This window comes from Streptomyces radiopugnans (genome assembly GCF_900110735.1).
GTDB classification, from domain to species: domain Bacteria; phylum Actinomycetota; class Actinomycetes; order Streptomycetales; family Streptomycetaceae; genus Streptomyces; species Streptomyces radiopugnans.
In genome coordinates, this window is sequence record NZ_FOET01000009.1 from 155,333 (window position 1) to 175,860 (window position 20,528).

34 protein-coding genes are annotated in these 20,528 nt (G+C 68.7%); 33 read left to right on the forward strand and 1 reads right to left on the reverse strand.

What is annotated here, in order from left to right; all coding sequences use genetic code 11:
* Nucleotides 1-336: 336 nt before the first annotated feature.
* The 33 genes from rpsJ to BMY40_RS17615 all read left to right on the forward strand — a co-directional run bounded on the left by rpsJ (nucleotide 337) and on the right by BMY40_RS17615 (nucleotide 19,532).
* Nucleotides 337-645, forward strand: coding sequence for a 30S ribosomal protein S10 (gene rpsJ / locus BMY40_RS17450; RefSeq protein ID WP_004571821.1), 309 nt, complete (start codon nucleotides 337-339; stop codon nucleotides 643-645).
* 14 nt (nucleotides 646-659) lie between these two features.
* A complete protein-coding gene (gene rplC, locus BMY40_RS17455; RefSeq protein ID WP_093660593.1) occupies nucleotides 660-1,307 on the forward strand; it encodes a 50S ribosomal protein L3 in 648 nt (215 codons plus the stop codon).
* Nucleotides 1,308-1,315: 8 nt separating this feature from the next.
* Nucleotides 1,316-1,966 (forward strand): 50S ribosomal protein L4, encoded by a 651-nt coding sequence (rplD, locus tag BMY40_RS17460; protein WP_093660595.1) that lies wholly within the window; start codon nucleotides 1,316-1,318, stop codon nucleotides 1,964-1,966.
* On the forward strand, nucleotides 1,966-2,289 hold the full coding sequence (rplW, locus tag BMY40_RS17465) for a 50S ribosomal protein L23 (protein WP_093660597.1): 324 nt from the start codon (nucleotides 1,966-1,968) through the stop codon (nucleotides 2,287-2,289). The genes rplD and rplW overlap by 1 nt, the downstream gene beginning before the upstream one ends.
* 39 nt (nucleotides 2,290-2,328) lie before the next feature.
* Nucleotides 2,329-3,165 (forward strand): 50S ribosomal protein L2, encoded by an 837-nt coding sequence (gene rplB / locus BMY40_RS17470; protein WP_093660599.1) that lies wholly within the window; start codon nucleotides 2,329-2,331, stop codon nucleotides 3,163-3,165.
* 14 nt (nucleotides 3,166-3,179) lie between these two features.
* A complete protein-coding gene (gene rpsS, locus BMY40_RS17475) occupies nucleotides 3,180-3,461 on the forward strand; it encodes a 30S ribosomal protein S19 (RefSeq protein ID WP_093660601.1) in 282 nt (93 codons plus the stop codon).
* Nucleotides 3,462-3,507: 46 nt separating this feature from the next.
* Nucleotides 3,508-3,855, forward strand: coding sequence for a 50S ribosomal protein L22 (gene rplV, locus BMY40_RS17480; RefSeq protein WP_028420772.1), 348 nt, complete (start codon nucleotides 3,508-3,510; stop codon nucleotides 3,853-3,855).
* Nucleotides 3,855-4,685, forward strand: a complete 831-nt coding sequence (gene rpsC, locus BMY40_RS17485) for a 30S ribosomal protein S3 (RefSeq protein WP_093660603.1) — start codon at nucleotides 3,855-3,857, stop codon at nucleotides 4,683-4,685. Before rplV ends, rpsC begins: the two co-directional genes overlap by 1 nt.
* 5 nt (nucleotides 4,686-4,690) lie before the next feature.
* Entirely contained in the window at nucleotides 4,691-5,110 is a 420-nt protein-coding gene (rplP, locus tag BMY40_RS17490; RefSeq protein ID WP_093660605.1) for a 50S ribosomal protein L16, read from the forward strand.
* Nucleotides 5,110-5,334, forward strand: coding sequence for a 50S ribosomal protein L29 (rpmC, locus tag BMY40_RS17495; RefSeq protein WP_031510591.1), 225 nt, complete (start codon nucleotides 5,110-5,112; stop codon nucleotides 5,332-5,334). The genes rplP and rpmC overlap by 1 nt, the downstream gene beginning before the upstream one ends.
* On the forward strand, nucleotides 5,334-5,621 hold the full coding sequence (rpsQ, locus tag BMY40_RS17500) for a 30S ribosomal protein S17 (RefSeq protein ID WP_093660607.1): 288 nt from the start codon (nucleotides 5,334-5,336) through the stop codon (nucleotides 5,619-5,621). The genes rpmC and rpsQ overlap by 1 nt, the downstream gene beginning before the upstream one ends.
* A gap of 100 nt (nucleotides 5,622-5,721) precedes the next feature.
* Nucleotides 5,722-6,090, forward strand: a complete 369-nt coding sequence (gene rplN, locus BMY40_RS17505) for a 50S ribosomal protein L14 (RefSeq protein ID WP_055718836.1) — start codon at nucleotides 5,722-5,724, stop codon at nucleotides 6,088-6,090.
* A gap of 3 nt (nucleotides 6,091-6,093) precedes the next feature.
* On the forward strand, nucleotides 6,094-6,417 hold the full coding sequence (rplX, locus tag BMY40_RS17510) for a 50S ribosomal protein L24 (RefSeq protein ID WP_093660609.1): 324 nt from the start codon (nucleotides 6,094-6,096) through the stop codon (nucleotides 6,415-6,417).
* Nucleotides 6,417-6,980 carry a 50S ribosomal protein L5 gene (gene rplE / locus BMY40_RS17515; RefSeq protein WP_093660611.1) on the forward strand — a complete coding sequence of 188 codons (564 nt, stop codon included), beginning with the start codon at nucleotides 6,417-6,419 and terminating at the stop codon, nucleotides 6,978-6,980. The genes rplX and rplE overlap by 1 nt, the downstream gene beginning before the upstream one ends.
* 3 nt (nucleotides 6,981-6,983) lie before the next feature.
* Nucleotides 6,984-7,169 (forward strand): type Z 30S ribosomal protein S14, encoded by a 186-nt coding sequence (locus BMY40_RS17520; RefSeq protein WP_014144326.1) that lies wholly within the window; start codon nucleotides 6,984-6,986, stop codon nucleotides 7,167-7,169.
* 217 nt (nucleotides 7,170-7,386) lie between these two features.
* Nucleotides 7,387-7,785: a 30S ribosomal protein S8 gene (gene rpsH, locus BMY40_RS17530; RefSeq protein WP_093660615.1), complete on the forward strand. Its 399-nt coding sequence runs from the start codon at nucleotides 7,387-7,389 to the stop codon at nucleotides 7,783-7,785.
* A gap of 24 nt (nucleotides 7,786-7,809) precedes the next feature.
* Nucleotides 7,810-8,349: a 50S ribosomal protein L6 gene (gene rplF, locus BMY40_RS17535; RefSeq protein ID WP_093660617.1), complete on the forward strand. Its 540-nt coding sequence runs from the start codon at nucleotides 7,810-7,812 to the stop codon at nucleotides 8,347-8,349.
* A 3-nt stretch (nucleotides 8,350-8,352) separates the two neighbouring features.
* The gene (rplR, locus tag BMY40_RS17540) at nucleotides 8,353-8,736 is read left to right on the forward strand and encodes a 50S ribosomal protein L18 (RefSeq protein WP_093660619.1); all 384 of its coding nucleotides are present in this window, start codon (nucleotides 8,353-8,355) and stop codon (nucleotides 8,734-8,736) included.
* Nucleotides 8,737-8,779: 43 nt separating this feature from the next.
* Nucleotides 8,780-9,385 (forward strand): 30S ribosomal protein S5, encoded by a 606-nt coding sequence (gene rpsE, locus BMY40_RS17545; protein WP_093660621.1) that lies wholly within the window; start codon nucleotides 8,780-8,782, stop codon nucleotides 9,383-9,385.
* Nucleotides 9,385-9,567, forward strand: a complete 183-nt coding sequence (rpmD, locus tag BMY40_RS17550; protein WP_093660623.1) for a 50S ribosomal protein L30 — start codon at nucleotides 9,385-9,387, stop codon at nucleotides 9,565-9,567. Before rpsE ends, rpmD begins: the two co-directional genes overlap by 1 nt.
* Nucleotide 9,568: 1 nt before the next feature.
* Nucleotides 9,569-10,024: a 50S ribosomal protein L15 gene (gene rplO, locus BMY40_RS17555; protein WP_093660625.1), complete on the forward strand. Its 456-nt coding sequence runs from the start codon at nucleotides 9,569-9,571 to the stop codon at nucleotides 10,022-10,024.
* 198 nt (nucleotides 10,025-10,222) lie between these two features.
* The gene (gene secY, locus BMY40_RS17560) at nucleotides 10,223-11,539 is read left to right on the forward strand and encodes a preprotein translocase subunit SecY (protein WP_093660627.1); all 1,317 of its coding nucleotides are present in this window, start codon (nucleotides 10,223-10,225) and stop codon (nucleotides 11,537-11,539) included.
* Nucleotides 11,539-12,207, forward strand: coding sequence for an adenylate kinase (locus tag BMY40_RS17565; protein ID WP_093660629.1), 669 nt, complete (start codon nucleotides 11,539-11,541; stop codon nucleotides 12,205-12,207). The genes secY and BMY40_RS17565 overlap by 1 nt, the downstream gene beginning before the upstream one ends.
* A gap of 137 nt (nucleotides 12,208-12,344) precedes the next feature.
* Nucleotides 12,345-13,181, forward strand: a complete 837-nt coding sequence (gene map, locus BMY40_RS17570) for a type I methionyl aminopeptidase (protein ID WP_093660631.1) — start codon at nucleotides 12,345-12,347, stop codon at nucleotides 13,179-13,181.
* Nucleotides 13,182-13,497: 316 nt separating this feature from the next.
* Nucleotides 13,498-13,719, forward strand: a complete 222-nt coding sequence (gene infA, locus BMY40_RS17575) for a translation initiation factor IF-1 (RefSeq protein WP_003948620.1) — start codon at nucleotides 13,498-13,500, stop codon at nucleotides 13,717-13,719.
* Nucleotides 13,720-13,778: 59 nt separating this feature from the next.
* Nucleotides 13,779-13,892, forward strand: coding sequence for a 50S ribosomal protein L36 (gene rpmJ / locus BMY40_RS17580; RefSeq protein WP_003956441.1), 114 nt, complete (start codon nucleotides 13,779-13,781; stop codon nucleotides 13,890-13,892).
* Nucleotides 13,893-14,095: 203 nt separating this feature from the next.
* A complete protein-coding gene (rpsM, locus tag BMY40_RS17585) occupies nucleotides 14,096-14,476 on the forward strand; it encodes a 30S ribosomal protein S13 (protein ID WP_093660633.1) in 381 nt (126 codons plus the stop codon).
* Between the two features lie 65 nt (nucleotides 14,477-14,541).
* Nucleotides 14,542-14,946: a 30S ribosomal protein S11 gene (rpsK, locus tag BMY40_RS17590; protein ID WP_004571845.1), complete on the forward strand. Its 405-nt coding sequence runs from the start codon at nucleotides 14,542-14,544 to the stop codon at nucleotides 14,944-14,946.
* A 27-nt stretch (nucleotides 14,947-14,973) separates the two neighbouring features.
* Nucleotides 14,974-15,600, forward strand: a complete 627-nt coding sequence (gene rpsD, locus BMY40_RS17595) for a 30S ribosomal protein S4 (protein WP_093660635.1) — start codon at nucleotides 14,974-14,976, stop codon at nucleotides 15,598-15,600.
* Nucleotides 15,601-15,737: 137 nt separating this feature from the next.
* On the forward strand, nucleotides 15,738-16,760 hold the full coding sequence (locus tag BMY40_RS17600) for a DNA-directed RNA polymerase subunit alpha (RefSeq protein WP_093660637.1): 1,023 nt from the start codon (nucleotides 15,738-15,740) through the stop codon (nucleotides 16,758-16,760).
* Between the two features lie 206 nt (nucleotides 16,761-16,966).
* Nucleotides 16,967-17,530, forward strand: coding sequence for a 50S ribosomal protein L17 (gene rplQ, locus BMY40_RS17605; protein ID WP_093660639.1), 564 nt, complete (start codon nucleotides 16,967-16,969; stop codon nucleotides 17,528-17,530).
* Between the two features lie 106 nt (nucleotides 17,531-17,636).
* Nucleotides 17,637-18,506: a tRNA pseudouridine(38-40) synthase TruA gene (gene truA / locus BMY40_RS17610; protein WP_093660641.1), complete on the forward strand. Its 870-nt coding sequence runs from the start codon at nucleotides 17,637-17,639 to the stop codon at nucleotides 18,504-18,506.
* Between the two features lie 87 nt (nucleotides 18,507-18,593).
* Nucleotides 18,594-19,532 carry a D-alanyl-D-alanine carboxypeptidase family protein gene (locus tag BMY40_RS17615; protein ID WP_093660643.1) on the forward strand — a complete coding sequence of 313 codons (939 nt, stop codon included), beginning with the start codon at nucleotides 18,594-18,596 and terminating at the stop codon, nucleotides 19,530-19,532.
* 61 nt (nucleotides 19,533-19,593) lie between these two features.
* On the opposite strand, the gene BMY40_RS17620 is transcribed toward BMY40_RS17615, so the two are convergent.
* Nucleotides 19,594-20,523, reverse strand: a complete 930-nt coding sequence (locus BMY40_RS17620) for a hypothetical protein (RefSeq protein ID WP_093660734.1) — start codon at nucleotides 20,521-20,523, stop codon at nucleotides 19,594-19,596.
* Nucleotides 20,524-20,528 lie beyond the last annotated feature (5 nt).

A 20,528-nucleotide genomic window follows, 5' to 3' on the forward strand; every position in this document is an offset into this window, starting at 1 on the left:
GCGGGCCCCTGTGGCAGACTGTCCGGGTTGCTCGGTTGAGTGCCGATGCTGCGCGCCTCCCGCCGGGAGGACCGGAAGCGAGTCCCAATGTATTCGTCGCCCCTCGTCAGGGGCGGAAGTACGGGAATCTTCCGGGAAGCGTGGGCGGGGTACCGACCAGGCGCCCGGTGGGTTTCCTCCCCCGGTTCCGCGGTCTCGCGCACCGCATCCCCAAGCAGGGAAATTCCAGGATTTCCATGGTGGCGGGAATGCGACACGCCCGACCGCGTGGGTCGGAGGAGAGCGTGGTCCCGCCGGGTCCCAGAGCGTGACGAGAGACAGGACTACGAAGTAGCCATGGCGGGACAGAAGATCCGCATCCGGCTCAAGGCCTACGACCACGAGGTCATCGACACCTCGGCGAAGAAGATCGTCGAGACGGTGACCCGTACTGGTGCGTCGGTCGCGGGCCCGGTGCCGCTGCCCACAGAGAAGAACGTGTACTGCGTCATCAAGTCGCCGCACAAGTACAAGGACTCGCGCGAGCACTTCGAGATGCGTACCCACAAGCGCCTGATCGACATCCTCGACCCGACGCCCAAGACCGTTGACTCGCTGATGCGCCTGGACCTGCCGGCCGGCGTCGACATCGAGATCAAGCTCTGAGAGGCCCGGTAGAGATGACCACCAAGCAGATCAAGGGTGTCCTGGGCGAGAAGCTCGGCATGACCCAGGTCTGGGACGAGAACAACCGTGTCGTCCCGGTCACCGTCGTCAAGGCCGGCCCCTGCATCGTCACCCAGGTGCGCACCGCAGACAGGGACGGCTACGAGGCCGTCCAGATCGCCTTCGGCGAGATCGACCCGCGCAAGGTGAACAAGCCCCTCAAGGGCCACTTCGCCAAGGCCGACGTCACCCCGCGCCGCCACCTGGTGGAGCTGCGTACCGCCGACGCCGGCGAGTACACGCTCGGCCAGGAGATCACCGCCGAGGTGTTCGAGTCGGGCGTGAAGGTCGACGTCACCGGCAAGAGCAAGGGCAAGGGCACCGCCGGTGTCATGAAGCGCCACGGCTTCGGCGGCCTCGGCGCCGGCCACGGCACGCAGCGCAAGCACCGCTCCCCCGGCTCCATCGGTGGCTGCGCCACCCCGGGCCGCGTGTTCAAGGGCCTGCGCATGGCCGGCCGCATGGGCAACGAGCGGGTCACCACCCAGAACCTGACCGTCCACGCCGTTGACGCGGAGAAGGGCCTGCTGCTCATCAAGGGCGCGGTTCCTGGTCCGAACGGCGGCCTCGTCCTGGTCCGTACCGCGGCCAAGGGGGCCTGAGGTAACCGATGAGCACCATTGACATCCTTTCGCCGGCAGGCGACAAGGCCGGGACCGTCGAGCTCCCCGCGGAGATCTTCGACGCGCAGGTCAGCGTTCCGCTGATCCACCAGGTCGTCGTCGCACAGCTGGCCGCTGCCCGCCAGGGCACGCACAAGACCAAGACCCGCGGCGAGGTCCGCGGCGGCGGCAAGAAGCCGTACCGCCAGAAGGGCACCGGCCGCGCCCGCCAGGGTTCGACCCGCGCCCCGCAGTTCGCCGGCGGTGGCGTCGTGCACGGCCCCGTGCCGCGCGACTACTCGCAGCGGACCCCGAAGAAGATGAAGGCCGCCGCCCTGCGCGGCGCCCTCTCCGACCGGGCGCGCCACGGCCGCGTCCACGTCGTCACCGGCGTGGTCGAGGGCGAGATCTCCACCAAGGCCGCCAAGACCCTGTTCGGCAAGATCAGCGAGCGCAAGAACGTGCTGCTGGTCGCCGAGCGGAGCGACGAGGCCGCGTGGCTGTCCGCCCGCAACCTGCCCCAGGTCCACATCCTGGAGCCGGGCCAGCTGAACACCTACGACGTGCTCGTCTCCGACGACGTGGTCTTCACCAAGGCCGCCCTCGACAGCTTCGTGGCCGGCCGCAAGGCCGCCCAGCACGAAGGGAGCGAGGCCTGATGGCCGAGACCACCGTCACCAGCAAGACCTTCTCCGACCCCCGCGACATCCTCGTGAAGCCGGTGGTCTCCGAGAAGAGCTACGCGCTGCTGGACGAGAACAAGTACACGTTCGTCGTCGACCCGCGTGCCAACAAGACCCAGATCAAGCAGGCCGTCGAGGCGGTCTTCTCGGTCAAGGTCACCGGGGTCAACACGATCAACCGCCAGGGCAAGCGCAAGCGCACCCGCACCGGTTACGGCAAGCGCGCCAACACCAAGCGCGCCATCGTGACCCTCGCCGAGGGCGACCGTATCGACATCTTCGGCGGTCCGGTCTCCTAACGGAGGTCGCACCGTCCGATATCGGACGAGGACTGAGAAATGGGTATCCGCAAGTACAAGCCGACGACCCCGGGCCGTCGTGGCTCCAGCGTCGCCGACTTCGTCGAGATCACGCGGTCCACGCCGGAGAAGTCGCTGGTCCGCCCCCTGCACAGCAAGGGCGGCCGTAACAACGCCGGTCGTGTGACCGTCCGCCACCAGGGCGGCGGCCACAAGCGCGCCTACCGCGTGATCGACTTCCGTCGTCACGACAAGGACGGCGTGCCGGCCAAGGTCGCGCACATCGAGTACGACCCCAACCGCACCGCGCGCATCGCGCTGCTGCACTACGTCGACGGCGAGAAGCGCTACATCCTCGCGCCGGCCGGCCTGAAGCAGGGCGACCGCGTCGAGAACGGCCCCGGCGCCGACATCAAGCCGGGCAACAACCTCGCGCTGCGCAACATCCCGGTCGGTACCACCATCCACGCCATCGAGCTGCGGCCCGGCGGCGGCGCGAAGTTCGCCCGTTCCGCGGGTGCCTCCGTGCAGCTGCTGGCGAAGGAGGGCCGCATGGCCCACCTGCGCATGCCGTCCGGTGAGATCCGCCTGGTCGACGTCCGCTGCCGCGCCACCGTCGGCGAGGTCGGCAACGCCGAGCAGTCGAACATCAACTGGGGCAAGGCCGGCCGCATGCGCTGGAAGGGCGTCCGCCCGACCGTCCGCGGTGTGGTCATGAACCCGGTCGACCACCCGCACGGTGGTGGTGAGGGCAAGACCTCCGGTGGTCGTCACCCGGTCTCGCCGTGGGGCAAGAAGGAAGGACGTACTCGCTCGCCGAAGAAGGCCAGCAACAAGTACATCGTCCGCCGCCGCAAGACGAACAAGAAGCGCTAGGAGGCGGGTTTTCGATGCCGCGCAGTCTCAAGAAGGGGCCTTTCGTCGACGACCACCTGATCAAGAAGGTGGACGCACAGAACGACGCAGGCACCAAGAACGTCATCAAGACCTGGTCCCGCCGCTCGATGATCGTCCCGGCCATGCTGGGCCACACGATCGCGGTGCACGACGGCCGCAAGCACGTCCCGGTGTTCGTCACCGAGTCGATGGTCGGCCACAAGCTCGGCGAGTTCGCGCCGACCCGCACCTTCCGCGGCCACGAGAAGGACGACCGCAAGTCGCGTCGTCGCTGATCTGCGGAAGTAGCGAAGACCTATGACTGACACCGAAGGGACAACCATGGAAGCCAGGGCCCAGGCGCGGTACATCCGCGTCACGCCCATGAAGGCCCGCCGCGTGGTGGACCTCATCCGTGGCATGGACGCCACGGAGGCTCAGGCGGTCCTGCGTTTCGCCCCGCAGGCCGCGAGCGTGCCCGTCGGCAAGGTGCTCGACAGCGCCATCGCCAACGCCGCGCACAACTACGACCACACGGACGTCGACAGCCTCTACATCTCCGAGGCCTACGTCGACGAGGGCCCGACCCTGAAGCGGTTCCGGCCGCGTGCCCAGGGCCGCGCCTACCGGATCCGTAAGCGGACCAGCCACATCACGGTGGTCGTCAGCAGCAAGGAAGGAACCCGGTAATGGGGCAGAAGGTCAACCCGCACGGGTTCCGGCTCGGCATCACCACGGACTTCAAGTCCCGTTGGTACGCCGACAAGCTGTACAAGGACTACATCAAGGAAGACGTCGAGATCCGCCGCCTGCTCACGCAGGGCATGGAGCGGGCCGGCATCTCCAAGGTGGAGATCGAGCGCACCCGTGACCGCGTCCGCGTCGACGTTCACACCGCCCGTCCGGGCATCGTGATCGGCCGCCGCGGCGCCGAGGCGGAGCGCATCCGCGGTCGGCTGGAGAAGCTGACCGGCAAGCAGATCCAGTTCAACATCCTCGAGGTGAAGAACCCGGAGACGGACGCTCAGCTGGTGGCCCAGGCCGTCGCCGAGCAGCTGTCCTCCCGCGTCTCCTTCCGCCGTGCGATGCGCAAGTCGATGCAGAGCACGATGAAGGCCGGCGCCAAGGGCATCAAGATCCAGTGCGGTGGCCGCCTCGGCGGCGCCGAGATGTCCCGCTCCGAGTTCTACCGCGAGGGCCGGGTCCCCCTGCACACCCTGCGCGCCAACGTCGACTACGGCTTCTTCGAGGCCAAGACGACCTTCGGCCGGATCGGTGTGAAGGTCTGGATCTACAAGGGCGACGTCAAGAACATCGCCGAGGTCCGCGCCGAGAACGCCGCCGCCCGCGCCGGCAACCGCCCGTCGCGCGGTGGCAACGACCGCCCGCGCCGCGGTGGCGAGCGCGGCGGCCGCGGCCGCAAGCCGCAGCAGGAGCGGACCGAGGCGCCCAAGGCCGCCGAGGGCACCGCTGCCGCTCCGGCCGCCGAGAGCACCGGCTCTGCCGGGAAGGAGGCCTGACCGTCATGCTGATCCCCCGCAGGGTCAAGCACCGCAAGCAGCACCACCCGAAGCGCAAGGGCATGGCCAAGGGCGGCACCGAGGTTGCTTTCGGCGAGTACGGCATCCAGGCCGTGACCGCTGCCTACGTGACGAACCGGCAGATCGAGGCAGCTCGTATCTCCATGACCCGTCACATCAAGCGTGGCGGCAAGGTGTGGATCAACATCTACCCGGACCGTCCGCTGACCAAGAAGCCCGCCGAGACCCGCATGGGTTCCGGTAAGGGTTCGCCGGAGTGGTGGGTCGCGAACGTCAAGCCCGGTCGGGTGATGTTCGAGCTGTCCTACCCGAACGAGAAGATTGCTCGTGAGGCGCTCACCCGCGCTGCTCACAAGCTTCCGATGAAGTGCCGGATCGTGCGGCGCGAGGCAGGTGAGTCGTGATGGCGGCCGGTACCAAGGCGAGCGAGCTGCGCGAGCTCAGCGACGAGGAGCTCGTCGTCAAGCTGCGCGAGGCCAAGGAGGAGCTGTTCAAGCTCCGTTTCCAGGCGGCGACCGGACAGCTGGAGAACAACGGCCGGCTGAAGGCCGTCCGCAAGGACATCGCCCGGATCTACACCCTGATGCGTGAGCGCGAGCTCGGCATCGAGACGGTGGAGAGCGCCTGATGAGCGAGACGAATGTGACTGAGACTGCAGAGCAGAACCGCGGCTTCCGCAAGACCCGTGAGGGTCTGGTCGTCAGCGACAAGATGGACAAGACCGTTGTCGTCGCCGTCGAGGACCGCGTCAAGCACGCCCTGTACGGCAAGGTCATCCGCCGTACGAACAAGCTCAAGGCGCACGACGAGCAGAACGCCGCGGGTGTCGGCGACCGCGTTCTCCTGATGGAGACCCGGCCGCTGTCCGCGACGAAGCGCTGGCGCGTCGTCGAGATCCTCGAGAAGGCCAAGTAATTCCCGAGATCCCTTCTCGGGACGAGTTCCGCCAGGCTCGGCGAGGTGCGCGCGGTGAGCGCGCACCCGCCGGGAACCGGCAGACGATCAGGAGATAGACGTGATCCAGCAGGAGTCGCGGCTGCGTGTCGCCGACAACACGGGCGCGAAGGAGATCCTTTGCATCCGTGTTCTCGGTGGCTCCGGCCGCCGCTACGCGGGCATCGGTGACGTCATCGTCGCCACCGTCAAGGACGCGATCCCCGGTGGCAACGTGAAGAAGGGCGACGTCGTCAAGGCCGTCGTCGTGCGCACCGTCAAGGAGCGCCGCCGCCCCGACGGCTCGTACATCCGCTTCGACGAGAACGCCGCCGTCATCCTCAAGAACGACGGCGACCCCCGCGGCACCCGTATCTTCGGCCCGGTGGGCCGTGAGCTGCGCGAGAAGAAGTTCATGAAGATCATCTCCCTCGCGCCGGAGGTGCTGTAACCGATGAAGATCAAGAAGGGCGACCTGGTCCAGGTCATCACCGGCAAGGACAGGGGCAAGCAGGGCAAGGTCATCGAGGCCTACCCCCGCGAGGACCGTGTCCTGGTCGAGGGTGTCAACCGGGTCAAGAAGCACACCAAGGCCGGCCAGACCGCTCGCGGTTCGAAGACCGGCGGCATCGTGACGACCGAGGCCCCGATCCACGTGAGCAACGTTCAGCTCGTCGTGGAGAAGGACGGCAAGAAGGTCGTCACCCGCGTCGGTTACCGCTTCGACGAGAACGGCAACAAGATCCGCGTTGCCAAGCGGACCGGTGAGGACATCTGATGACTACCGCCACGAACGTGCAGCCGCGTCTGAAGGCGCGCTACCGCGAGGAGATCGCGGGCAAGCTGCGTGACGAGTTCAAGTACGAGAACGTCATGCAGATCCCCGGTCTCACCAAGATCGTGGTCAACATGGGTGTGGGCGAGGCAGCCCGCGACTCCAAGCTGATCGAGGGCGCCATCCGCGACCTCGCCACGATCACCGGCCAGAAGCCGGCCGTGACCAAGGCCCGGAAGTCCATCGCGCAGTTCAAGCTGCGCGAGGGGCAGCCGATCGGTGCCCACGTCACCCTGCGGGGCGACCGGATGTGGGAGTTCCTGGACCGCCTGCTGTCGCTCGCGCTGCCGCGCATCCGCGACTTCCGCGGTCTGTCGCCGAAGCAGTTCGACGGCAGGGGCAACTACACCTTCGGTCTCACGGAGCAGGTCATGTTCCACGAGATCGACCAGGACAAGATCGACCGGGTCCGAGGTATGGACATCACCGTGGTCACCACGGCGAACACCGACGAGGAAGGTCGCGCCCTGCTGCGTCACCTCGGATTCCCCTTCAAGGAGGCGTGAGCCGTGGCGAAGAAGGCTCTGATTGCCAAGGCCGCCCGCAAGCCGAAGTTCTCGGTGCGCGCGTACACGCGCTGCCAGCGCTGCGGCCGACCCCACTCCGTCTACCGCAAGTTCGGCCTGTGCCGTGTGTGCCTTCGTGAGATGGCCCACCGCGGCGAGCTGCCGGGCGTCACCAAGAGCTCCTGGTAGGTCCGCGCCAGCGGACCGCAGGAACTCTCGGTAAGAGCATCCTGGCCGGCGAACGCCCTCCCCGCGTGCCCTAGGCTTGTGGGTTGGGCGCTCGCCGCCCATGACCGTCTTACTACGCCGTAGGTCCCCGCACCGCACCCGTCCCGTCGCGTTCCGCGTACGGGGAGAGGGACGGAGCAGACAGGAAACCCCGGCGAGAGAGGCCGAAGGCCATCACATGACCATGACCGATCCGATCGCAGACATGCTGACGCGTCTGCGAAACGCGAACTCGGCTTACCACGACACCGTCGTGATGCCGCACAGCAAGATCAAGTCGCACATCGCGGAGATCCTCCAGCAGGAGGGTTACATCACCGGATGGAAGGTCGAGGACGCCCCGGTGGGCAAGAACCTCGTCCTGGAGCTCAAGTTCGGTCCGAACCGCGAGCGTTCGATCGCCGGCATCAAGCGGATCAGCAAGCCGGGTCTGCGGGTCTACGCAAAGTCCACCAACCTGCCGAAGGTGCTCGGCGGCCTGGGAGTGGCGATCATCTCCACCTCCCACGGGCTCCTCACCGACAAGCAGGCTCAGAAGAAGGGCGTGGGTGGGGAAGTCCTCGCCTACGTCTGGTAACGGAAGGGAACGGAGGTAAAGCTCATGTCGCGTATCGGCAAGCTCCCCATCCAGGTTCCCGCCGGTGTGGACGTCACCATCGATGGCCGGACGGTCAACGTGAAGGGGCCCAAGGGCAACCTTTCGCACACCGTCGCCGCGCCCATCGAGGTCGCCAAGGGTGAGGACGGCGTCATCAACGTCACCCGCCCGAACGACGAGAGCCGGAACAAGGCCCTGCACGGTCTGTCCCGCACGCTGGTGGCGAACATGATCACTGGCGTGACCCAGGGGTACAGCAAGCAGCTCGAGATCAGCGGTGTCGGTTACCGCGTCCAGGCGAAGGGCTCCGACCTGGAGTTCTCCCTGGGCTACAGCCACCCGATCACGGTGAAGGCTCCCGAGGGCATCTCCTTCAAGGTGGAGTCCCCGACCAGGCTGAGCGTCGAGGGCATCGACAAGCAGAAGGTCGGCGAGGTCGCCGCGAACATCCGCAAGCTGCGCAAGCCCGACCCGTACAAGGCCAAGGGCGTGAAGTACGCGGGCGAGGTCATCCGCCGCAAGGTCGGAAAGGCTGGTAAGTAAGCCATGGCATACGGTGTGAAGATCGCGAAGGGCAGCGCGCGCAAGGCCGCCGCTGTCAAGCGGCGCCACATCCGCGTCCGCAAGAAGGTGTCGGGCACCCCCGAGCGTCCGCGCCTGGTGGTGACGCGCTCCAACCGTCACATGGTGGCGCAGGTCATCGACGACATCGCGGGCCACACGCTGGCCTCGGCGTCGACGCTGGACAGCTCGATCCGCGGCGCCGAGGGCGACAAGACCGCCCTGGCCAAGCAGGTCGGGTCCCTGGTCGCCGAGCGCGCCAAGGCCGCGGGCATCGAGGCCGTCGTGTTCGACCGCGGCGGCAACAAGTACGCCGGGCGGATCGCCGCCCTGGCCGACGCCGCCCGCGAGGCCGGGCTCAGGTTCTGAGCCGGTCCCCACGCAAGCGGACGCATAGAGAGAGGTAATTCCAATGGCTGGACCCCAGCGCCGCGGTGGCGGCGCCGGTGGCGGCGAGCGGCGGGACCGACGGGACCGGCGGGACGGTGGCGCGGCCGCCGAGAAGACCGCGTACGTCGAGCGGGTCGTCGCGATCAACCGCGTCGCCAAGGTTGTGAAGGGTGGTCGTCGCTTCAGCTTCACCGCGCTGGTCGTGGTGGGCGACGGTGACGGCACCGTGGGTGTCGGTTACGGCAAGGCCAAGGAGGTGCCGGCCGCCATCGCCAAGGGTGTGGAGGAGGCCAAGAAGCACTTCTTCAAGGTCCCCCGGATCCAGGGCACCATCCCCCACCCGATCCAGGGTGAGGAGGCCGCGGGCGTCGTGCTGCTCAAGCCGGCCTCGCCCGGTACCGGTGTGATCGCCGGTGGCCCGGTGCGCGCCGTGCTGGAGTGCGCGGGCATCCACGACGTGCTGAGCAAGTCCCTCGGCTCGTCGAACCCGATCAACATCGTGCACGCCACGGTGGCCGCTCTGCGGGGCCTGCAGCGCCCCGAGGAGATCGCCGCCCGCCGCGGCCTGCCGCTGGAGGACGTTGCTCCCGCCGCTCTGCTGCGGGCGCGGGCTGGGGTGAGCGCCTGATGGCACGCCTGAAGGTCACCCAGACCAAGTCCTACATCGGCAGCAAGCAGAACCACCGCGACACCCTGCGTTCCCTCGGCCTCAGGCGAGTGAACGACTCGGTCGTCAAGGAGGACCGTCCCGAGATCCGCGGCATGGTGCAGACCGTCCGCCACCTCGTGACGGTCGAGGAGGTCGACTGACATGGCGGAGCAGAAGCCGCTGAAGGTCCACAACCTCCGGCCCGCCCCGGGCGCCAAGACCGCCAAGACCCGCGTCGGTCGTGGTGAGGCGTCCAAGGGCAAGACCGCCGGTCGTGGCACCAAGGGCACCAAGGCCCGTTACCAGGTTCCGGAGAGCTTCGAGGGCGGGCAGATGCCGCTGCACATGCGGCTGCCCAAGCTCAGGGGCTTCAAGAACCCCTTCCGCACCGAGTACCAGGTCGTGAACCTGGACAAGCTGGCGGACCTGTACCCCGAGGGTGGCGAGGTCACCGTCGAGGGCCTGGTCGCCAAGGGTGCGGTTCGCAAGAACCAGCTCGTGAAGGTGCTGGGCAACGGAGAGATCTCCGTGGCGCTGCAGGTGACCGTGGACAAGGTCTCCGGCTCCGCCAAGGAGAAGATCACCGCTGCCGGAGGCACCGTCACCGAGCTCGTCTGAGCACGGTGAACTGAGCAACCGGGGGCGCCCAGGAACGGGCGTCCCCGGTTGGTCGTTCCAAGGGGGGCACGGTCGCCGGTAAGGTGTCGTGCGTTATTGACCTCCACAGGACCCCTCCTGTGGAATCTGAACCGTTTTATCCGTTGATCCTCACGACCGTAACCTCTCGCGTGCGACGCGGGGGGCGCAGGAGGCACCGTGCTCACCGCGTTCGCCCGGGCGTTCAAGACGCCCGACCTGCGCAAGAAGCTGCTGTTCACCCTCGGCATCATGGTGCTCTTCCGCCTCGGAGCACACATCCCCGTCCCGGGTGTCAGCTTCGAGAACGTCAACCAGTGCGTGAAGGAGGCCGAGGGCGCCGGCGCCGGCCTCTTCGGCCTGGTCAACATGTTCAGTGGTGGCGCGCTGCTGCAGCTGACCATCTTCGCGCTCGGGATCATGCCCTACATCACGGCGAGCATCATCCTGCAGCTGCTGGTGGTGGTGATCCCGAGGCTGGAGGCCCTCAAGAAGGAGGGGCAGTCCGGCCAGGCGAAGATCACGCAGTACACCCGCTACCTGACGGTGGCGCTCGGCGTGCTCCAGGCCACCGGCCTGGTGGCGACGGCCCGCAGCGGCAGCCTCTTCGCGCAGTGCACCGTCCGTGACCAGATCATCCCGGACGACTCCATCTTCACCACGATCACCATGGTGATCGTCATGACCGCCGGCACCGCGCTGATCATGTGGATGGGTGAGCTGATCACCGACCGCGGCATCGGCAACGGCATGTCGATCCTGATGTTCGTCTCGATCGCCGCCGGCTTCCCGGGTCTGCTGTGGGCCATCAAGGTGCAGGGCCACCTGGCGGACGGCTGGATCGAGTTCGGCGTGGTGCTCCTCGCGGGTCTGGCGATGGTCGGCCTGGTGGTCTTCGTCGAGCAGGCGCAGCGGCGCATCCCCGTGCAGTACGCCAAGCGCATGATCGGGCGCCGCTCCTACGGCGGCACCTCCACCTACATCCCCCTGAAGGTGAACCAGGCGGGTGTGATCCCCGTCATCTTCGCCTCGTCCCTGCTCTACATCCCGGCGCTGATCGTTCAGTTCAGCGGGTCGCAGGCGGGCTGGGCCGACTGGATCAACCGGCACCTCGTCACGGGTGACCACCCGTACTACATCATCACGTACTTCGTGCTGATCGTGTTCTTCGCCTTCTTCTACGTCGCCATCTCCTTCAACCCCGAAGAAGTTGCCGACAACATGAAGAAGTATGGTGGTTTCATCCCGGGCATCCGGGCCGGACGTCCCACCGCGGAGTACCTGAGCTACGTGCTGAACCGCATCACGTGGCCGGGTTCGCTGTACCTGGGTCTGATCGCTCTGGTGCCCACCGTCGCGCTGGTGTTGTTCAACGCGAATCAGAACTTCCCGTTCGGCGGGACCAGCATCCTGATCATCGTGGGTGTCGGTCTGGAGACCGTGAAGCAGATCGAGAGCCAGCTTCAGCAGCGCCATTACGAAGGGTTCCTCCGCTGATGCGAATCGTCCTCGTCGGACCGCCTGGCGCGGGCAAGGGCACGCAGGCCGCGTACCTGGCCGAGAACCTGTCCATTCCGCACATCTCCACAGGCGACCTCTTCCGCGCGAACATCAGCCAGGGCACCCAGCTCGGGCAGAAGGCGCAGGAGTACATGCGGGCCGGCAAGCTCGTACCCGACGAGGTCACCATCGGCATGGCCCGGGACCGGATGGAGCAGCCCGACGCCGCCGACGGCTTCCTGCTCGACGGCTTCCCGCGGAACATCGGCCAGGCCGAGGCGCTGGACGGCATCCTGCGCGAGTCCGGCACCCGGCTGAACGCCGTGCTGGACCTGGAGGTCCCCGAGGACGAGGTCGTGAAGCGGATCGCGGGACGGCGGATGTGCCGCAACGACAGCGGCCACATCTTCCACGTCGTGTACACCCCGCCGAAGACCGAGGGTGTCTGCGACGTCTGCGGCGGCGAGCTCTACCAGCGCGAGGACGACCGTGAGGACACCGTCCGCAAGCGCCTGGAGGTCTACCACACCGAGACCGAGCCGATCATCGACTACTACAAGGCCCAGGGCCTGGTGGTGACGATCTCGGCGCTCGGCAAGGTGTCCGAGGTCACCCGGCGTGCGATGGAGGCGCTCGGCCACGCGGCCGGGCAGCCCGGGGCCTGACCCCGGCGAGGAACGGCGAGAAGGCCGCGGTGCCCGGGGCGGGCACCGCGGCCGTATCGTGTAGTGAACGGGCCCGGCGGCAGCGTGCCGGGCCGGATGTGCCACAGACAACCGCGAGCTGGAAGGCGTCAGCCGTCATGGTGGAGATCAAGACCCCCGAGCAGATCGCGAAGATGCGCGCGGCCGGGCTGGTCGTCGCCGCGATGCACGCGGCCTGCCGCAGGGCCGCGGTGCCCGGCGCGACCACCAAGGACCTGGACGAGGTCGCCGCGAAGGTGCTCGCCGACCACGGCGCCAAGCCGAACTTCCTCGGCTACGGTGGCTTCCCCGGCAACATCTGCACCTCGGTGAACGACGTCGTCGTCCACGGCATCCCCGACCGGGAGACGGTGCTGGAGTCGGGCGACATCATCTCCATCGACGCGGGCGCGATCGTCGACGGCTGGCACGGCGACGCGGCGATCACCGTCTTCGTCGGCGAGGGCCACGCGCCCGAGGTGCACGAGCTGAGCCGGGTCACCGAGGAGTCGATGTGGGCCGGCATCGCGGCGATGCGCAAGGGCAACCGGCTGGTGGACATCTCCAAGGCGATCGAGGGCTACATCCGCCGCCAGCCCCGCCCGGCCTCCGGCCGCTACGGGATCATCGAGGACTACGGCGGCCACGGCATCGGCAGCCAGATGCACATGGACCCGCACCTGCTGAACTACGTGGACCGCCGGCGCGGCCGGGGCCCGAAGCTGGTGCCGGGCATGTGCCTGGCGATCGAGCCGATGGTCAGCCTGGGCACCGCCAAGACCCACGTCCTCGAGGACGAGTGGACGGTCAAGACGAACGACGGCACCTGGTCCTGCCACTGGGAGCACTCCGTCGCGCTGACCGAGCAGGGCCCGCTGGTGCTGACGGCGCCGGACGGCGGCCGGGCGAAGCTGGCGGAGTACGGCGTCACCACCGCCCCCGACCCGCTGGACTGACCGGACCGCCCCCGGCCCCCGGCCCCCGGGCCTCCGCAGCCCTCCGGTCGCCGTCCGCCCTCGCCGGGGAGTGCCGCGGCGTGCCGTGGAGCACGGAGCGCGCACCCCGGCCGCACCACCACCGGTCCCGCGGTGAGCCGGACGGTGAGCCCGGAGAAGTTCCTCCGGACCGCATAAAGATCTACCACGATGGGCATACATCCCCGATTCGTCTTTCCCGGAGCCGTGCCGTAGACTGGCTCGTCGGTCCATGTGTGCCTGCGCGCACCCACGGGCTGACCCAGGTAGCCGATCCCGGAAGGTGAAGCGCTCAAGCATGGCCAAAAAACAAGGGGCCATCGAGATCGAGGGCACCGTCGTCGAGTCTCTCCCGAACGCGATGTTCAAGGTGGAGCTCCAGAACGGGCACCAGGTCCTCGCGCACATCAGCGGCAAGATGCGGATGCACTACATCCGTATCCTTCCCGACGACCGTGTCGTGGTGGAGCTGTCTCCCTACGACCTGACGCGCGGGCGGATCGTCTACCGCTACAAGTAGATCTCGCCCTCACTCCGCCCGTGCGGAGTGGTGGCCTGACCCGGAGAACCTCACATCCCATGAAGGTCAAGCCGAGCGTCAAGAAGATCTGCGACAAGTGCAAGGTGATCCGCCGCCACGGCCGGGTCATGGTCATCTGCGACAACCTGCGCCACAAGCAGCGCCAGGGCTGACGCAAGACCTCCACGCCTCGCACCTCTCGCGGTTCTTCGCGCGACGCAAGCGACATGTAGATACGCAGACACCCGACCCCCCGCCGTGACACCTGTTAACGCCGGTGGGGACGACACCCCCGGACGGAGGCCGGGGACCCGGCTCGTACTCGCTACGGGAACGGTGCTGCGGAAGACCTCCAACGAAACCAGGAGCCACGTTCATGGCACGCCTCGAAGGCGTCGACCTCCCGCGCGACAAGCGCGTGGAGGTCGCTCTCACCTATGTCTTCGGCATCGGTCGCACGCTCTCCAAGCAGACGCTTGCGAACACCGGTGTGAACCCGGACACCCGCGTCCGCGACCTGACCGAGGAAGAGCTCGTCAGGATCCGCGAGTATGTCGAGGCCAACATCCGCACCGAGGGTGACCTCCGCCGCGAGATCCAGGCCGACATCCGCCGCAAGGTCGAGATCGGCAGCTACCAGGGTCTGCGCCACCGCCGCGGCCTGCCCGTCCGGGGCCAGCGCACCAGCACCAACGCCCGCACCCGCAAGGGCCCGCGTCGCGCGATCGCCGGCAAGAAGAAGCCGGGCAAGAAGTAGTCCTCACCGGACACCGCCAGTGGTCCGGATCGCAGGACCGACCACCTCCATAGGAGTATTTTTCTATGCCTCCGAAGGGCCGTACGGCCGGCGCCAAGAAGGTGCGCCGCAAGGAGAAGAAGAACGTCGCCCACGGGCACGCTCACATCAAGAGCACGTTCAACAACACCATCGTTTCCATCACCGACCCCACCGGCAACGTGATTTCCTGGGCTTCCGCCGGTCACGTGGGCTTCAAGGGTTCGCGCAAGTCGACGCCGTTCGCCGCGCAGATGGCCGCCGAGTCGGCCGCCCGGCGTGCGCAGGAGCACGGCATGCGCAAGGTCGACGTGTTCGTCAAGGGTCCCGGCTCCGGCCGTGAGACCGCGATCCGCTCCCTCCAGGCCACCGGCCTCGAGGTGGGTTCGATCCAGGACGTCACCCCGACCCCGCACAACGGCTGCCGCCCGCCGAAGCGTCGCCGCGTCTGATCCAGCTGAAGTAGGAGATACACGAACATGGCGCGTTACACCGGGGCCGACTGCAAGCGTTGCCGTCGGGAGAAGCAGAAGCTCTTCCTCAAGGGAGCCAAGTGCGAGAGCGCGAAGTGCCCGATCGAGATCCGTCCTTACCCCCCGGGTGAGCACGGACGCGGGCGCACCAAGGACAGCGAGTACCTGCTGCAGAAGCGTGAGAAGCAGAAGGCCGCCCGCATCTACGGTGTCCTCGAGAAGCAGTTCCGCGGTTACTTCAACGAGGCCAACCGCAAGCAGGGCAAGACGGGCGAGAACCTGCTCCAGATCCTGGAGTCCCGTCTGGACAACGTGGTCTACCGGGCCGGCTTCGCCAAGTCCCGCGACCACGCCCGTCAGCTCGTCCGCCACGGGCACATCACGGTGAACGGCCGCAAGACCGACATCCCGTCGGCCCGCGTCGTTCCCAACGACATCGTCGAGGTCCGCGAGTCCTCCCGCAACCTGACCCCCTTCCAGGTGGCGCAGGCGGAGGCCGGGGACAAGACCGTGCCCGCGTGGCTCGAGGCCATCCCGTCGAAGATGCGGATCCTCGTCCACTCGCTGCCCGAGCGCCAGGTGATCGACACCCAGGTGCAGGAGCAGCTGATCGTCGAGCTGTACTCCAAGTAATCCGGAGTACCGGCTCACGGTCACGGGCGGTGCGGCCCGCACGGGCCGCACCGCCCGTACCCTTGCAGTAGACGACCGGGCTCCCGCCCGGTGCTCGGCATCAAATAGCGGTTGCCGAAGACTGGAGGCACATCCCCATGCTGATCGCTCAGCGCCCCTCACTGACCGAAGAGGTCGTGGACGAGTTCCGTTCCCGGTTCGTGATCGAACCGCTGGAGCCGGGTTTCGGCTACACCCTCGGAAACTCCCTGCGCCGCACGCTCCTGTCCTCGATCCCCGGTGCTGCCGTGACCAGCATCCGGATCGACGGCGTCCTGCACGAGTTCACCACCGTGCCGGGCGTCAAGGAGGACGTCACCGACCTGATCCTCAACATCAAGAGCCTGGTCGTCTCCTCGGAGCACGACGAGCCGGTCGTGATGTACCTGCGCAAGCAGGGCCCGGGTCTGGTCACCGCCGCCGACATCGCCCCGCCGGCCGGTGTCGAGGTGCACAACCCCGACCTGGTCCTCGCCACGCTGAACGGCAAGGGGAAGCTGGAGATGGAGCTGACCGTCGAGCGCGGTCGCGGCTACGTCTCCGCCGTGCAGAACAAGCAGGCCGGCCAGGAGATCGGCCGCATCCCGGTCGACTCCATCTACTCGCCGGTCCTCAAGGTCACCTACAAGGTCGAGGCGACCCGTGTCGAGCAGCGCACCGACTTCGACAAGCTGATCGTCGACGTCGAGACCAAGGAGTCCATGCGCCCGCGCGACGCCATGGCCTCCGCCGGCAAGACCCTGGTCGAGCTGTTCGGCCTGGCCCGTGAGCTGAACGTCGACGCCGAGGGCATCGACATGGGCCCGTCCCCGACGGACGCCGCGCTCGCCGCCGACCTGGCCCTGCCGATCGAGGAGCTGGAGCTGACCGTCCGCTCCTACAACTGCCTCAAGCGCGAGGGCATCCACTCGGTGGGCGAGCTGGTGGCCCGCTCCGAGGCGGACCTGCTCGACATCCGCAACTTCGGCGCCAAGTCGATCGACGAGGTCAAGGCGAAGCTGGCCGGCATGGGCCTGACCCTCAAGGACAGCCCGCCCGGATTCGACCCGACCGCCGCCGCGGACGCCTTCGGCGCCGACGACGACGCGGACTCCGGTTTCGTCGAGACCGAGCAGTACTGACCGGCACCGAGCGGTACTGACGCCGGTCCCCACCGGCATCCCGACCGGGCGCGGCACCCGCCCGCGCCCGGTCGGCCCACGCTTTCCGGAGCGTACGACCGAGCGTACGACCGCGGTCGCGCGCCCCGGCTCCGGCGGGCACAAGCCCGTACGGACACTGACACCGGTACCTGATACGGCCGGTGCAGACATCGAGGAGAAGAACCATGCCGAAGCCCACCAAGGGCGCCCGCCTCGGCGGCGGCGCCGCGCACGAGAAGGCCATGCTGGCGAACCTCGCCACCGCCCTCTTCGAGCACGGCCGCATCACCACCACCGAGGCCAAGGCCCGCCGCCTGCGCCCGGTGGCCGAGCGTCTGATCACCAAGGCGAAGAAGGGCGACCTTCACAACCGCCGCCAGGTGATGCGGACGATCCTCGACAAGAGCGTCGTGCACACGCTCTTCACCGAGATCGGCCCGCGCTACGAGAACCGCCCCGGCGGTTACACCCGCATCACCAAGATCGGCAACCGCCGCGGCGACAACGCGCCCATGGCGGTCATCGAGCTGGTGGAGGCCCTGACGGTGCAGCAGGAGGCCGTCGGCGAGGCCGAGGCCGCCACGAAGCGCTCCGCCAAGGACGCCGCGGGCGACGAGGCCCTGAAGGACCTCAAGAAGGACGAGGCCGCCGGCGAGTCCGAGGCCCCGGCCGAGGAGAAGTCCGAGGCCTCCGAGACCGAGGCCGCCGGTGAGTCCGAGGCTCCGGCCGAGGAGAAGAAGGACGCCTGAGGCGCTCCTTCCGCTCCGGGGCACCCGGAGCACGACGCGGCGGACCCGCCTCCCCTCCCGGGAGCGGGTCCGCCGCCGTTCAGGCGCTTTCCGAGAGGATCACGGTGTGAGCGACGAGGTGGAGCCCGGGTACGTACGGGTCCGGCTGGACCTGTCGTACGACGGCAGGGAGTTCTCCGGCTGGGCGCGGCAGCGCGGGCGGCGCACCGTGCAGGGCGAGCTGGAGGACGCGCTGCGGGTGGTGACCCGCTCGGAGGAGGTCTTCGAGCTGACGGTCGCCGGCCGCACCGACGCGGGCGTCCACGCCCGCGGCCAGGTGGCGCACGTCGATCTGCCCGCGGCGCTGTGGGAGGCGCACCGGGAGCGGCTGCTGCGCCGGCTGGCCGGGCGGCTGCCGCACGACGTACGGGTGCACCGCGTCGGTGAGGCCCCGCCCCACTTCAACGCGCGCTTCTCGGCGGTCTGGCGGCGCTACGCCTACCGCGTCTGCGACCACCCGGGAGGGGTGGACCCGCTCCAGCGCGGCCACGTCCTGTGGCACGACTGGCCGCTGGACGTGGAGGCCATGAACGAGGCGGCCGAACGGCTGCTGGGGGAGCACGACTTCGCCGCCTACTGCAAGCGGCGCGAGGGCGCGACGACCATACGGACGCTCAGGGAGCTGAACTGGCGGCGCCGCCCCGACGGCATCGTGGAGGCCCGGGTGGTCGCCGACGCCTTCTGCCACAACATGGTGCGCTCGCTGGTGGGCGCGCTGCTCTTCGTCGGTGACGGCCACCGTCCGCCGTCGTGGCCGGGGCGGGTGCTGGCGGCCGGGGTGCGGGACTCGGCGGTGCACGTGGTTCGGCCGCACGGGCTGACGCTGGAGGAGGTCGGCTACCCGGCCGACGAGATGCTGGCCGCGCGCAACGCCGAGGCGCGCAACCGCCGCACCCTCCCGGCCGCCGGTGCGGTGGCCGGGGCGGGGTGCTGCTGACGGGTCGGCCGGTTCCGGTGGGCAACCACCGCCGCCGCTCGGTCGTCCAGTAGTCGGGCCCGCGCCGTGCGGGCCCGTCGACCACTGATGACGGAGCATCCATTGAGACTTCGCACAAGGGGGATCCGCAGGGCGGGCGTGGTGCTGGCGGCCGCCGGCGCCGTACTCCTCGCGGGCCCGACGGCGGCGCCCGCCCAGGCGGCCGGGGGACCGTCCGGGATAGCCGCCAAGGGCGCCTTCCTGCTGGACAGCGGTCCCAACAAGACCCTGTGGGGCAAGGGTGCCGACACCCGGCGCGAGATGGCCAGCACGACCAAGATCATGGCCGCGGCGGTCGTGGTGACCACCAAGGGCGTCGACCTGGACCGCAAGGTCACGGTCAAGAAGGCCTACCGCGACTACGTGACCAGGTACGGGGCCAGCACCGCGGACCTGAAGACGGGCGACAAGCTCACGGTGCGCCAGCTGCTGTACGGGATGATGCTGCCCTCCGGCTGCGACGCGGCGTACGCGCTGGCGGACACCTTCGGCAGCGGGAGCACGGTGGCCGCCCGCACCAAGTCGTTCATCTCCAAGATGAACAAGAAGGCCGCCGACCTGGGGATGAAGAACACGAAGTTCGACTCCTTCGACGGCATCTCCAAGAGCGGCGAGAACTACTCGACCCCCCGCGACATGGCGAAGCTGGCGCGGCACGCGCTGGCGAACTCCACGTTCAAGACGGTGGTCAAGGCGACCAAGACCGTCCAGAAGGCGACCAACGGGCGCACGTACACCTGGTACAACACCAACAAGCTGCTCGGCTCGTACAAGGGCGTGATCGGCATCAAGACCGGTACGGGCTCCAAGGCCGGCCCCTGCCTGGTCTTCGCGGCGACGCGTGACAAGCGCACGGTCGTCGGCGTGGTACTCAACAGCTCCGACCGGTACCGGGACGCGACGAGGATGCTCGACTGGTCCTTCAAGCAGAAGACGGCCACCAAGGTGACCCTGCGCACGCTCCCGCCGGGGGCCCAGCGGGACTGACGTCGCGGGACTGACGTCCCCGTGCCGCCCCGGGACGGGCCCGGGGCGGCACGGCGTTCCGTCAGCCGCCCGTGACCGAGGCCGCCGCCTGCTCCCGGCCGCGCTCGAGGATGCGGGCGAAGGCGAAGTCGGCGGCGTCCAGCCCGGCCCGGCGGGCGGCGGTCTCGGAGGCGGTGACGTCCTTGCCGCTGGTGTAGCCGGAGATGGTGAAGTACGCGTAGCGGCCCAGCGCGTTGGCGGAGGTGCGGCACGTCACGCCGCCCCGGCAGAAGGTGGGCACGCCCGATCCGGGCAGCGAGGCGACGTTGGGCCGGGACTGCTCCTTGGCCTTCCGCGCGGCCCCGGCGTCGTCGAAGACCGCGACGCCGACGGTGACCGCCACCCCCTCGCGCATGTACGTCACCCGGATCAGCTCGCGGCAGCCGTTGCCCGTCAGCACCGCGCCGAGCGCGCCCTGGGTGCCGGACGCGCAGCTCTCGGTGGAGGCCGTGGCGCCCTTGTCGTAGGTGCGGCCGTTGGCCTTCATCGAGTCGCCGGGGAAGAGCGTGTCCGCGCCGAGCGGGGCGGTGTCCTTCTCGGCGCTGGAGAGGAAGTTCCGCGGGTCCGGCGGCGGGGGAGGGGGCTCGGAGGAGAAGGTGGGCTCAGGCTGCTCCGGTCCGGGCGGCGCCTCGGCGGCCGACGGCGTCGGGGAGTTCGAGGAGGAGGCGGCGGCGGAGGGTCCGGAGCCCGAGCCGCCCTCGTTGACGACGGCGACCGCCACGATCGCGGCGACGACGGCCGTGGCCACCGCCCCGCCGCCGATCACCAGCCAGCGGCGGCGCCGGGCGCGGGCGCGCTCGCTCCGCTCGGCCAGCGCCGCCCAGTCCGGTGTGGACGGGTCCGACGGCCCGGGTGGTCCTGAAGGCCCCGGCCGTCCGAACGGCCCCGGCGGGCCGGACGGCCCCGACGGTCCTCCCGGGCCCCAGCCCGGTCCCCCCTGCCCAAAGCTCATGCCCC